This window comes from Thalassotalea algicola (genome assembly GCF_012932965.1).
Lineage (GTDB): Bacteria > Pseudomonadota > Gammaproteobacteria > Enterobacterales > Alteromonadaceae > Thalassotalea_F > Thalassotalea_F algicola.
This window is the reverse complement of sequence record NZ_JABBXH010000001.1, coordinates 637,291-649,298: the sequence shown is the minus strand read 5'-3', so window position 1 is coordinate 649,298 and position 12,008 is coordinate 637,291. Positions and strand designations below refer to the sequence as shown.

11 protein-coding genes are annotated in these 12,008 nt (G+C 39.6%); 5 read left to right on the top strand and 6 right to left on the bottom strand.

Annotated features, from left to right (window positions below):
• Window positions 1–36: 36 nt before the first annotated feature.
• From HII17_RS02980 to rsgA, 3 genes are read right to left on the bottom strand one after another with little or no spacing between them, the layout of a single operon-like run.
• Window positions 37–762 carry a glycerophosphodiester phosphodiesterase gene (locus HII17_RS02980; protein ID WP_169073817.1) on the bottom strand — a complete coding sequence of 242 codons (726 nt, stop codon included), beginning with the start codon at window positions 760–762 and terminating at the stop codon, window positions 37–39.
• A 7-nt stretch (window positions 763–769) separates the two neighbouring features.
• Window positions 770–1,657, bottom strand: coding sequence for an archaetidylserine decarboxylase (gene asd, locus HII17_RS02975; RefSeq protein WP_328824460.1), 888 nt, complete (start codon window positions 1,655–1,657; stop codon window positions 770–772).
• Between the two features lie 35 nt (window positions 1,658–1,692).
• Window positions 1,693–2,730: a small ribosomal subunit biogenesis GTPase RsgA gene (rsgA, locus tag HII17_RS02970; protein WP_169073816.1), complete on the bottom strand. Its 1,038-nt coding sequence runs from the start codon at window positions 2,728–2,730 to the stop codon at window positions 1,693–1,695.
• Between the two features lie 129 nt (window positions 2,731–2,859).
• Between rsgA and orn the strand changes: the two genes are divergently transcribed.
• The gene (orn, locus tag HII17_RS02965) at window positions 2,860–3,405 is read left to right on the top strand and encodes an oligoribonuclease (RefSeq protein ID WP_169073815.1); all 546 of its coding nucleotides are present in this window, start codon (window positions 2,860–2,862) and stop codon (window positions 3,403–3,405) included.
• A gap of 20 nt (window positions 3,406–3,425) precedes the next feature.
• Here the strand turns inward: orn and HII17_RS02960 are convergent, their stop codons facing one another.
• On the bottom strand, window positions 3,426–4,466 hold the full coding sequence (locus HII17_RS02960; RefSeq protein ID WP_169073814.1) for an MJ1255/VC2487 family glycosyltransferase: 1,041 nt from the start codon (window positions 4,464–4,466) through the stop codon (window positions 3,426–3,428).
• Window positions 4,467–4,471: 5 nt separating this feature from the next.
• On the bottom strand, window positions 4,472–4,978 hold the full coding sequence (locus HII17_RS02955) for a phosphatase PAP2 family protein (RefSeq protein WP_169073813.1): 507 nt from the start codon (window positions 4,976–4,978) through the stop codon (window positions 4,472–4,474).
• 154 nt (window positions 4,979–5,132) lie between these two features.
• Here HII17_RS02955 and HII17_RS02950 point away from each other — a divergent pair, with 154 nt between their 5' ends.
• The 3 genes from HII17_RS02950 to HII17_RS02940 all read left to right on the top strand — a co-directional run bounded on the left by HII17_RS02950 (window position 5,133) and on the right by HII17_RS02940 (window position 9,366).
• Window positions 5,133–5,621, top strand: a complete 489-nt coding sequence (locus HII17_RS02950; protein WP_169073812.1) for a DUF4442 domain-containing protein — start codon at window positions 5,133–5,135, stop codon at window positions 5,619–5,621.
• Between the two features lie 162 nt (window positions 5,622–5,783).
• Window positions 5,784–9,158, top strand: coding sequence for a hypothetical protein (locus HII17_RS02945; RefSeq protein WP_169073811.1), 3,375 nt, complete (start codon window positions 5,784–5,786; stop codon window positions 9,156–9,158).
• 13 nt (window positions 9,159–9,171) lie between these two features.
• Entirely contained in the window at window positions 9,172–9,366 is a 195-nt protein-coding gene (locus HII17_RS02940; RefSeq protein WP_169073810.1) for a DUF1289 domain-containing protein, read from the top strand.
• Here HII17_RS02940 and queG read toward each other — a convergent pair.
• Window positions 9,326–10,471, bottom strand: coding sequence for a tRNA epoxyqueuosine(34) reductase QueG (queG, locus tag HII17_RS02935; RefSeq protein ID WP_169073809.1), 1,146 nt, complete (start codon window positions 10,469–10,471; stop codon window positions 9,326–9,328). The genes HII17_RS02940 and queG overlap by 41 nt on opposite strands.
• On the opposite strand from queG, the gene HII17_RS02930 reads away from it, so the two are divergent.
• On the top strand, window positions 10,458–12,008 hold the full coding sequence (locus tag HII17_RS02930) for an NAD(P)H-hydrate dehydratase (RefSeq protein ID WP_169073808.1): 1,551 nt from the start codon (window positions 10,458–10,460) through the stop codon (window positions 12,006–12,008). The genes queG and HII17_RS02930 overlap by 14 nt on opposite strands.

Here is a 12,008-nt window from a genome sequence, read left to right as displayed (position 1 = left end):
GCAAACAATATTATTCACTCAGTCAATCTAAAACGATTAACCTTTTGAGATTAAATGCTTTTTTGTTCTATCAGGGAAGTTAGTGAAAATCGCGTCGACACCTATGTCGCAGCAAAAATCTATATCCTCAAACCGATCAACAGTATATACCCAAACGGCAATACCGCGTTGATGAGCATCGTCAACTAATTGTTTATTAAGACAATCGATGCATGGGTTTATGGTTTTAGCACCTAATGTTTGCGCTGTTTGGGCTAAATCTGCAGGACAATGCCCGATAAGCATCCCAATGCTTGCTTCTGGTATTTGGTCAGCTACAGCCACTAAAAATAAGTGATTAAAGGACGAAATAGAGATTTCCTGCCAACGAATTGTCTTCTGAATAACTAAGTCATTTAATAGCTCGTTTAGATTTTGAGCCATAACGTGAAGTCGCTTTTCATCACCACTTGACACTTTAATTTCAATATTTATTGGGCAGCGATTGTCGATAAAGCTCAATGCTTCCTCTAAACGCAAAATAGGTAGGTCGTCTTCTGTATATAGTGTTTCAATGTTTTTTTGGGGGAGCGTTAGTAAGCGCCCCTGACCATTTGTCGTTTTATCAACATACAAATCGTGCAATATCCACCAGTGGCCCTCTTTATGGTATTGAGCATCGAGTTCAATACCATCTGCCCCCTGGATTATTGCTTGCTCATAAGCACTTAGCGTATTTTCAGGAAATTCACCACTGGCACCACGATGAGCATAAACTAGCATGTTTTACCTATTTATTATCAACCTGATTGTTGTCCACGTTTACGATATCAGCATAATGTTTACCTAGTCGCGTAACGGTGCCAGATTTAGCCGCAGGATTAAATTCAACCATATTCGGTGCAAACGTCGATACAACTGTTGAACCTAGTTTGAATCGACCCATTTCATCGCCTTTCTTAAACTTGATAGCGCCTGAGCCTTCTGCGGGGTATTGCCATTTAAATATATCTTTTCCGGCTGGTGGCGTAATAGTACCTGCCCATGTAGTTTCAATACTAGCAACAATAGTTGCACCAACTAATACCATTGCTAGAGCGCCGTGCTCAGTATCGAAAATTGTCACTACGCGCTCGTTTCGTGCAAATAGATTTGGCACATTGTTCGCTGTTAATGGGTTAACAGAAAATAGGTCTCCAGGTACGTAAATCATCTCACGCAATGTGGCGTCCATTGGCATATGAATACGATGATAATCTTTAGGGGCAAGGTAAATACAACTGAACTTACCGTCTTGGAATGGTTCTGCTGTTTTTGGATCACCACCAAGTAAGCTTTGCAAGCTATAGTTGAACCCTTTTGCTTGAATTAGCTGTCCTTGTTCAATATCGCCTTGCTGACTAATACAGCCATCTACTGGATAACATAGAGTCGACGAGTTGCTATCAATTGAACGGGCGCCTTCTTCAAGCTCACGAGTAAAGAAGTCATTAAAAGTAGCGAAGTCTGAAGGTTGCTTTAACTTTGCTTCTTCCATGTTGATGTCATAAGCCTTGATAAAGTGCTTAATCGCTTGCGTGGTAAACCAACCAGCTTCTGCTGCCGCAAACTTCCCGACTAATCGAGAAATTGCGTGTTTAGGCATAATATATTGTAAAGCGATTTTTATTCTATCGATCACTTAGGTGTCCTCTATCGTGAAAAGTATACACATTACTGTTTAAATCTAGACGTTAACGTATTGCTTGATAAGCTCTCGACAATACGCTGATAACTACTTAATCTTTCGGGATGAATTTTGCCTTGGTTTACTGCCTCAATAAGTGCACAGCCGGGGTCGTCGGCATGTTTACAGTCTCGAAATTTACAAGTACCAAGGTAATCACTAAATTCGATAAACCCGTCAGCGACCTGTTCTGGTGATAAGTGCCACAAACCAAATTCGCGAATTCCAGGGGAGTCTATCAGGTCACCACCTTGATTAAAATGATATAGGCGAGCTACGGTCGTGGTGTGTTGTCCTAGACCTGAATTTTCAGAAACTTCTTTGGTATGCAAGCCAAGCTCTGGCATAAGCGTATTGACGAGTGTTGACTTGCCGACGCCCGACTGCCCAACAAAAATACTGATTTGTTGATTGAGCTGAGTACGTAATTCATCAATTCCTTGTCCTGAATCGCTACTGGCGTAATACACTTGATAGCCAATATCGCGATATATATCGAGTTGCTCTTCAACAATTTCAGCAAGCTCTTCGTCAATTAGGTCTGACTTATTCATTAAAATGACCGGTTTTATGCCGGTTTGTTCACATGCAACTATATAGCGGTCAATAATGTCAGGATTAAAGGCGGGTAATACGGTAGTTACAATAATGATTTGACTAATGTTAGCAGCGATTGGCTTTAAGCCATCATAAACATCGGGACGACTGAGTATTGATTTACGCTCTTGCACAGCTTCAATAACGCCGGAAACACTATGCTCAAGTGATTTTCCTTGCCTAAACATGACCCGATCACCACAAACCAGCGACTCAACACCGCGTCTGATATTGCATCGAAAAACTTCATTTGATTGATTTTCAATATCAGCATGTTGACCAAAGCGGCTGATAACTATGCCGTCTTCAGGTAATCCGAGCTCATCATCATGCCACTGAATATCTTCAGCCTGTTTACGCAACTTCTTTGCTTGATTGGCTTTGATTCTTCGGGCTTGCCCTTTGGTCAATTTCTTTGCTTTTGCCACTTAATTTCGCTGCTTTTTCTGCCAATGATTAAACAATGGCTTTTCAATATTAGTAATTGTCACGTATTATACTGACTTATACAGCATTGAGCTAATGCTTGCTTCAAGTTAATTACTAAAGAGATGTTCATGAGCGTAAGTGATACCAACCTGGTGTGGTTAGATTTGGAAATGACCGGGCTAGAACCAAAAGATGACGTAATATTAGAAATTGCGACGATTGTGACCGATAGTCAATTGAACATTCTTGCTGAAGGCCCTGTTTTTGCAATACATCATAGCGATGAAGTGTTAGACAATATGAGTCCTTGGTGTATTGAACATCACGGAAAGTCAGGCCTGACAAAACGATGCAAAGAAAGCACTACGGATTTAGCTACCGCAACTAACGCTACCATTGAATTTATTAGTCAATATGTCACCAAAGGAAAATCACCAATGTGTGGTAATAGTATTGGTCAAGATAGACGCTTTATTAATAAATATATGCCAGATTTTGAAGACTATTTTCATTACAGAAACTTAGATGTTAGTACGGTAAAAGAGCTTGCAAGACGCTGGAAACCTGAAATTTTAGCTAAAGTGAAAAAGTCAGGGGCTCACTTAGCATTAGACGATATTCGAGAATCTATTGAAGAGTTAAAAGTGTATCAAGAGCACTTTTTCAAACTCTAAATACTAGAGCGCCACTATTTTTAGAAGCGTTCAGTAGTGCTGGTCGCTTCAGCCCACAAAAGCTGACTTAGCTGTTGGCGATTTTGCCAATTCCCGTCAATTATCCACTCTACGATATATTTTGCGACATTTGGTAGTGGTCGAGCTTTTAAGTTAATTGATTGTGCTAACCATTGTCGTAATTGCTGTTCATTCATTTCGTCAATTACTGTTGCATAATTGAGTTGCTTTAATGCTAATGCATTTGAGTGTTGCTCCATTTGGCCTTGAAGCGGTTTTGTTAAAACGGGAAGGCCAAGGTGAATACATTCACTAATCAGCTCAAAACCACTATTGCAAATAACTGCATAAGTACTGGTAAGATCTTGTTTAAATGCTTGATGACAGGTTGTTCTAAGGCGCACGTTTCCTTGTACATCATTAATCAGTTCTGGCGAATACTGGATAAACTTTTTATCAGGTATTTTATTGAGCAGCGCGGTTACTTGTTGTTGGTTTTCAAAGGGTAGATATACCAAGATGTGATCTTTACATTTCGACTTTTCTAATTTGGTATCGATAATCGGTGGCAACACATATTCATTGTATGGGTGCCAATGTAGGCCAAAAGAGGTTTTAGCTGGCGCAAAATAGTCCATTATCCATTTCGCTATGAATGATTCGCCAGCGAGCGGCGTGTTTTGACCAAAAGCATATTGATGCCCAATACCGATAACGGGCACGTTACTGCATTTTCCAGCCCAAGCTGTTACTGGTTCATAATCGGTAATGATTAAATCAAACTCATTAACCGGTAATGACTTAGTTTCTTTTATAAATTGACTAAAACTATTTTTCCTAAATGTGTTTATATAGTCGATTTTTCCATTTTTCGTTGTAAATGTAAGCCCTTTACGGTGCCAATAATTACCAAATACTTCCATATCAAACAGTTGCGCTTTATCGCGCCCAGAAAATAAATAGGTAACATCTACAGGCTGTTTATTTAAGTATTGAGCTAATATTCTTGCCCTTGAAATATGACCATTACCAGTTCCTTGAATGCCAAACAATATCTTCATATAACCTAGATTAATCCGAGTAAAATTACTGTACCTAATGTTGCACCAGCAAGAATATCTGAGGGGAAATGTACTCCCAAAATAACGCGAGATGCACCTACTGCAGTCGCCCATATATATAAGGGTAACGCGATCAACCCAAGCTCAAATACGACTAGGCCAACAAGTAAAAAAGCTGCCATGGTATGGCCTGACGGGAAACTAAACTTGTCTGAAGGCTGCACTACACAAGAAAAATTAGGTACCACATCAGGTGGCCTTTTACGTTTTAACGTGTGTTTCAAAATAAAATACAGCAAGCGCTCAATTGCAAATGCCGTCATGGCAAACCAGAAGAAATTTAGACTTTGAGTAAATAGCGAGATTATAAGTGGTAATAATATTTGTAAGTAGCCATCACCTGTTCGAGATATTGCACGGACAGTGGCAATAAATTTTTGATGATAACGCGACTTTACGCACCACTTAAGGATTCGTAGGTCGTATTGATAAATATCGTTTAGTACCGTCATACCCACAGCCTATCTTGGAAATATGACTGTTCTTTGACATTAATGTGTCTATTTGGTTAACACTTTTAAATAATTAGTGTAGATAAAAAACTTGAAGGTCAGACCAGTTTGGTGAACAATCACCTCTAATAAGAAATATCGATAGGTTCATAAAATGGCAAATAAGTTTAGTAAAGTTGTTAAAAATATTTATAGGTTACCGACGTTCTGTCACAGTTATTTACTTACAAAGTTATTCTGCTCACAGGTTAAATATGCAGGAACCTCTAAAGTTACCTTACATAAAATCACTCACAATGAAGTAGAACTTTCAATTGCTAATATAAAACGTGTACAGAATCATATCGGTGGCGTGCATGCTATTGCTGCCTCATTACTTGCTGAGTCGGCGACAGGTATTGTGTTTGGTATGAATGTACCTGATAGCCATTTGCCTTTACTTAAATCAATGACAGTAAATTATAATCGCCGTATGCAGGGTGGTTTACAGGCAAAAGCTAACCTTAGTCAGGAACAATTATCTCAAATAACATCAGAAGAAAAAGGTGATATTTTGGTGCCTGTAGTCATTACTGATGAATCAGGGCAGGAGCCAATTGAATGTTTGATGAATTGGGCTTGGGTACCTAAAAAGCGTTCATAATTAGGAAACATTTACCGCTTCGTCATTTGAATCTTAGTGATAATGTTTTAAACTGTCCCTGTTGAATTTACCAGCAATCTTTTTCGTAAATGATTCAGGTAAAGGCAAGGATAGTATTAAACTAACTAAGGAAGGCCAGTAAGGGATTATTGGTTGTATAACATGAATGACTCGAGATCTTCGCTAACTTCTATTGCAAAGCAGGTTTGGCCGCAACTAGTTGCATTTACTATTGCTGTATTCTTTGCATTGCTAACAATAATTTGGGGATATTCCCTCGAAAAAGACGCAACTGATAAATTAAAACATCAGCAATTACCTATCGCTACATCGCAACTAGCACAATTAACCGATCTTAATAAATTAATTGAGGCAGTTCGCTCACTACTTTCTTATCAACAACTTGAGCAAATTGAACAAAATCATCAGCAATTGATTAATTTGCTCACCAGTACAACAGTTAACGGTAATTTTGACGGTCTGGATAAGGTTAGTGTAATAGATATTAAGCGCCTCAATGACAATATTGTCCGAAATCAGCAGATTTTGGCTAAAGCGCAATCGAATTTGCTCAATACCTTACAAGCTATTCAAAATTCAAGTGACACGAATAATGTGGCGAAAGTTAAAATTGAACAATCGCTATTAGCGTTAGACTTTCAGCTTATTCAAGCAACTAAAACTGTTTTTCCGTCGAACATAGATCGTGTGAAAAACCTAGTCACTGTGCTTAATGACAATATCAAATATATAAGAGAAGATTACTCGTTAATAGCGGAACCTGCTGACGAAGTTGTCGATATTTTTTTAACTGGCGACGCGTTAATAGGTAAATGGCAAGGTACAAATAGACTATATCAAGAGTACCGGAATATACTTGAACCCGTATTAGAGCAACTTGAATTACAAAGGCAGCAGCTAACAGGAGAGATTCAATCCAATATTTTAAATGGAGAAGCGTTAGCGACAGTATCGATAGCTGGTTGGTATGTTGAACAAGAGAAATTAATTCAGGCGCTTACTATATTCGCGGTAATGTTCATCGTTCTTGCAAGTGTTTTAACTTGGTTAATCTTTAAAAATTTCACCACCAAATTGTCGGCGTTAGTTAATTTTACGAGTCAGCAATTAAAAGCAACATCACAAAATATTGAGCAATCCAATACAGAAGAGCAGTTACTGGCGCAGAATATTACTCGTAGCTTTAGTAATGCCTATTCTAAAGAGCAAGTTGAAAACCAAATTTCAGTAAATGCTAATCAATGGCAGCAATTAGCTGAAGCGTCAAAGACATATTTTTGGTGGATAGATAATCGCCGTATAAAATGCTCTGCAGAATCGTCATTAGCGAAATATTTGGGAATTGAGCTGGGTAAAGACAGTGCAAGTCTAATTTATCAGTGGCGCATCACACTAGGGCCGAAACAATTTCGAGAGTTACTTGGTTGTGCTCGAAAAGCAAAGTGTGAAAAATCCGTACAATCCTTTGTGCTAACGCTTAATGAAAAACAATTACGCTTAAATATAGGTTATCAAACAACGACTAACAGCTGGTTTGGCAGTTTAACAGACATACAAGAAGAGTCTGAGTTACATAACGAACTAAAAAAGGCAGAAAATCAGCTTGTTGAGCAAAACCAGCAGACATTAATGAGTATTGAGCATGACCATGAAAGCTTAAGTAAAATGGTAGTTCAGGCCATGTTACAAAGCCAAAATACTGCGATCGTTACTGGTACCAATTCCCAGCCTGTTTATCGTCAACTTGAACGAGTATTTGACTGGCTGCGTCAGCAGCAGATCCTTGCACAATTAGGTATAGTGCAACGTAAGAAGCAATTTTCTGATGTTGATACCCTGCAAACAATATATGCAGCGCTGTTTAATCAAGTAACTGAAGCTAGTTTAAGGCAAAATCAAATCCTCTTATCGCTTGATGAAAATCTTGCCCAAACAGTTAAAGTGGATGCTCGACTGTTTACGCGTTTGATCAATAGTGTCTGTCATCTGACCTTGAAAGAGCAATTTAAACATCAGTTAGCATTAAGGTTTGATGTTGTTGATCAAGATGCCGGCCAGCAAACATTTAACGTAACAGCAAAAATTACGTCTAAGCAGGGCGGAAAAAAACTACCAAAACACATCCAGCGGTTAGTTTCAGATAATCCGACGCCGCTTGCCTCTCGAAGTGAACAATATTTTTCAGCACTATTATCTGCGTTGCACGCAGAGCAGCTGACTATAAATCAGATAGAAAAAGGTTTTAAATTAAGTTTTAAATTACCTGTAACTTTACCATCCAAACAGAATAAAGTGGTGACTGATACTCGATTATTGCAACAGCATGCATTAGTCATTTCGAGTAACGATGCACAGCGAAAGATTTTGGCGCATTATTTAAAATCAGCTAAAGCAGAGTGTGACACACTAAGCAACGTCGAGCATTTTGCCAGCAACTTCAGTTTAGCTGCAGTTAATCGTAGAAAGCTAAATGTTGTTGTTGTCACTAGTGACATGATGAATAAGTTAGATGACATTCAGCAGCACATTAATAGCCTACCTAAACGAAAACAACCGGCACTTTATGTTATGCAATCACCACAAGATAACTTAGCTGCTTCTGGGCTATTTTCTATTGCTGACACTCCCGTTTGTCGTCAACGATTTGTTAGTGAAGTTGTCGATATAATTGACAATAAAAAAGCAAATAATTGTTTAATACCCGCAAGTAATTTTAGTAGCTTCCATTTTGCTCCTGCACAAGTGGAAGTCTTACTTGCGATAGCCGATAGTGAACAATACCAACCACTATGGCGCGTATTGTTGTGGTTTGGGTTTAAGGTAACATTGGTAACTGACAGTAATTCGATGCTTAAACATTGGCAAACAGGTCGCTATTTAATTTTAATGAGTGAATTTGAACAATCACCTTTTGTGCAACTAATGACAGGAAAGTCGGTTAGTCGAGGTGTATTTAATTTCTATGATGATGAAGTTTTAGAATTAACTGAAAGCCAAGCCGAAATCGGTAAGCATTGGCACTTTGGTAAAGTGCCGATGTTTAATGAGCTAGATGAACTAGTGAAATTATTGTCTCCTTGGCTGAAAGAACCGGTACAATTTGGTGCAAAAGCTGAGCAAGAGTCATTATCGAATGCTAATCACTCGTCACCAGAGGTGTCATTTTCACAGCAATTAAACGATACTTTACCAGCTGCTTTTGACATGGAGCAGTATGCAAAAAATCAAGGTTCTCCAGAGTTGGCTGTTTTCATGCTGGAAGATTACATAGATACACTTTCTCGTTCAGCAATTGCGCTAGCAGATTTCATTGCTCAAAAGCAACATGAGTCAATTCAAACGGCAATAAACGAAATTACGTTAACAGCGAGTATATTGGCGGCGCCAACGTTAAAGCAGCTTGGTTCTCAGCTAGAACAGGCATTTACCAATAACTCTTACGATAACATGTTGCGATTACTCGAACAGGTAAAGCAGGAAATTTTAGTCGTAAAGTCCTACGCTGAGGCTATATAAATAAAGGTGGGCAATGCGGATAGAAAGCCCTTGTATTAGGAATTGTTGCCTAGACAATGATGATATTTGTTTAGGCTGCTTTAGGCATATTGATGAAATTGTCGGTTGGCAGGCATTACCTGATGCTGACAAACAAAACATCATTACACTCTGTAGACAAAGAAAAGCTAAGCATCACGAGGCAAGCCTTTTTCCACCGAGCGAATAAGCCGTTCGTTTAACCTAGTGTTAGCCAGAGAGTTAATAGGCTTTTTGGTTGCCGAATTTAGTTTTTCTAAAGCCCAGTCTATATGCTCGGCAACTATATCGCCGCATGTTCTTCGTAGACTACTTAAAGTATTAATAATCGCTTCGCTATACGGCGCATTGCCTAGCGCGACGACAATGTTCCTTTGCCAGCTTTGGTAGCCTATGCGTCTGATTGGAGAACCCTGAGTATTGTCGAGAAACTGTTGTTCAGTCCAGCTTAGTAATTCAAGTAGGTCACTATCATCTAAATTATTTCTGGGAGTAAAGTCTTGCTCATCGGTGAGCTGCCCGAACTTATTCCAAGGACAAATTAATTGGCAATCATCACAACCGTATATTCGATTGCCAATAGCGTCTCTAAATTGTTCTGGAATGCTGCCTTTGTGCTCAATTGTTAGATAAGAAATGCAACGGTTAGCATCGACTACGTAGGGCTCTACAATAGCATTGGTTGGGCAAATTTTCATACAAGCCACGCATTGGCCGCAATCATTCTTTGGCTGACTATCAATTGGTAGGGGCAAATTTATTAATAGCTCACCTAGAAAAAACCAAGACCCTGCTGATTTATTGATCAATAAGCTATGTTTACCTACCCAACCGAGCCCTGCTTTTTCAGCTAGTGGCCTTTCTAATACGGGGGCTGAATCAACAAAAGGTCTAAATTTAAACGTTTGACAATGCTCGGTAATCTTCTGTCCCAACTGTTGCAGTCGTTTGCGCATTAGCTTGTGATAATCTCGCCCTAATGCATATCGACTGACATAGCCCTTATTTTTATTTTTAAGTGTTTGGGCGAACTTAGCATCGGTGGGTAAATAATTTAATCGAACACTGATCACGCGAACAGTGTCAGGCTCTAGTTCATTGGGTCTAGCTCGCATCATGCCGTGGCGCGCCATGTAATCCATAGTACCGTGATATTGATTGTCTAACCAATTTTGTAGGTACTGTTCATGTTGGCTGAGATCGATATCGGTAATACCTACTTGAGCAAAGCCAAGTTCTTGCCCCCATAGCTTGATTTTTTCTGCTAGATCTTGATAGTTGATGGTAGAAGACATTAAAGGTGATGCAGTTATGAAAGTAATGCGGTTAGCTGATAGTCTACCACAGCCAATTTACAGTGCGAATCAGGTATTGGATAACGAAGCAAAAGCTGCTCAGCATTTGGGTCTTGACCTATTCGAGTTAATGCTTGAAGCAGGAAAAGCAAGTTTTGACGTACTTACGCAGATTGTTGATTGTGATTCTGCGGTCCTTATTATTGCGGGCAAAGGCAACAATGGTGGCGATGGTTATGTTGCCGCTCGTCATTGCGTAAATGCCGGTTACAAGGTGACATTACTTGTTTTATCGGAGCAAGAACAATTAAAAGGTGACGCAAAGCGCGCTTTTGAACAACTTTCTGGCTTGTCGCTAAGTGTAAATTTTGAGCCTTCGTTAGAAAATGCCGTACAGAAGATCAATGCATTTGAAGGTGACTTAATTGTAGACGCCTTATTTGGTATTGGTTTTCGAGGTGCTTTGTCATTAACGTGGCAGAATGTAATAGAAGCGATAAATAGCCATTACGCTTCAGTGCTTAGTATTGATGTGCCGTCTGGGCTATGCGCAACCACAGGTCATGTCGATAGTGTTGCAGTTCAAAGCCATAGTACTATTACTTTTATTGCATTTAAACAAGGACTACTGACGGGAAAGTCCGCTAATTATGTCGGTGATATATGGCTAGCAACACTTGGCGTTCAAGAGGCCTTTGTCCAAGAAGTTCCTGCAAGTTTCTTTGCACAAGGTATAAGTGGCTTGCCAAATGTTGTACCAAGGAACCCAACAATTCATAAAGGTAGTATAGGATTAGTACTGGCTTTAGGAGGCAACCTTGGCATGCCAGGTGCAATTCGTATGGCTTCAGAAGCGGCGTTACGTAGTGGTGCTTCATTGGTTGCGGTAGCTTGTCATGAGCATAATCAAGCTATTGTTTGCCAAGGGCGCCCAGAATTAATGTTGGCACCGTCTAATCCTGAACGTTTAGCTGCTTCTTCATTTATCGAAAAAGCAAAAGTGCTATTGATAGGTCCTGGCTTGGGGCGAGATAGTTGGGCGCAACAATTGGTAAAACTTGCGATAGACTCTGATAAAACATTGGTAGTTGATGCCGATGCGTTAGCGATAGTCAAACAGGCTAATTTATTCAATAGTGACTGGGTGCTAACTCCACACCCAGGTGAAGCGGCTAATTTGCTTGATACTGATATTGCGACAATTGAAGCTGATCGCTTTGCTGCAGTTATGGCTATTACAAATAAATACGGTGGTATCTGCGTCTTGAAAGGGGCTGGCAGCCTAATCTGCGATGGTTCGCGAGTAATAGTTAATACAACCGGCAATGCTGGAATGGCTTCGGGTGGCATGGGGGACGTGTTATCAGGCATAATAGCAGCATTAACTCTACAAACAGGTTCAATAATGGATGCGACACGTTTAGCTGTAAGTATTCATGGGCAGGCAGCACAACAAGTGACAAAACAACACGGTATGCGAGGATTGTTAGCCAGTGATTTATTTGAACCAATTAGAAAAATTGTAAATCAATATTAA

Bases quoted from the DNA above. Each gene is read 5' to 3' on its own strand.
- HII17_RS02980 (WP_169073817.1), bottom strand. From the start codon at position 762: ATGCTAGTTTATGCTCATCGTGGTGCCAGTGGTGAATTTCCTGAAAAT.
- orn (WP_169073815.1), top strand. From the start codon at position 2,860: ATGAGCGTAAGTGATACCAACCTGGTGTGGTTAGATTTGGAAATGACC.
- HII17_RS02960 (WP_169073814.1), bottom strand. From the start codon at position 4,466: ATGAAGATATTGTTTGGCATTCAAGGAACTGGTAATGGTCATATTTCA.
- HII17_RS02955 (WP_169073813.1), bottom strand. From the start codon at position 4,978: ATGACGGTACTAAACGATATTTATCAATACGACCTACGAATCCTTAAG.
- HII17_RS02950 (WP_169073812.1), top strand. From the start codon at position 5,133: ATGGCAAATAAGTTTAGTAAAGTTGTTAAAAATATTTATAGGTTACCG.
- HII17_RS02945 (WP_169073811.1), top strand. From the start codon at position 5,784: ATGAATGACTCGAGATCTTCGCTAACTTCTATTGCAAAGCAGGTTTGG.
- HII17_RS02940 (WP_169073810.1), top strand. From the start codon at position 9,172: ATGCGGATAGAAAGCCCTTGTATTAGGAATTGTTGCCTAGACAATGAT.
- HII17_RS02930 (WP_169073808.1), top strand. From the start codon at position 10,458: ATGGTAGAAGACATTAAAGGTGATGCAGTTATGAAAGTAATGCGGTTA.
- queG (WP_169073809.1), bottom strand. From the start codon at position 10,471: ATGTCTTCTACCATCAACTATCAAGATCTAGCAGAAAAAATCAAGCTA.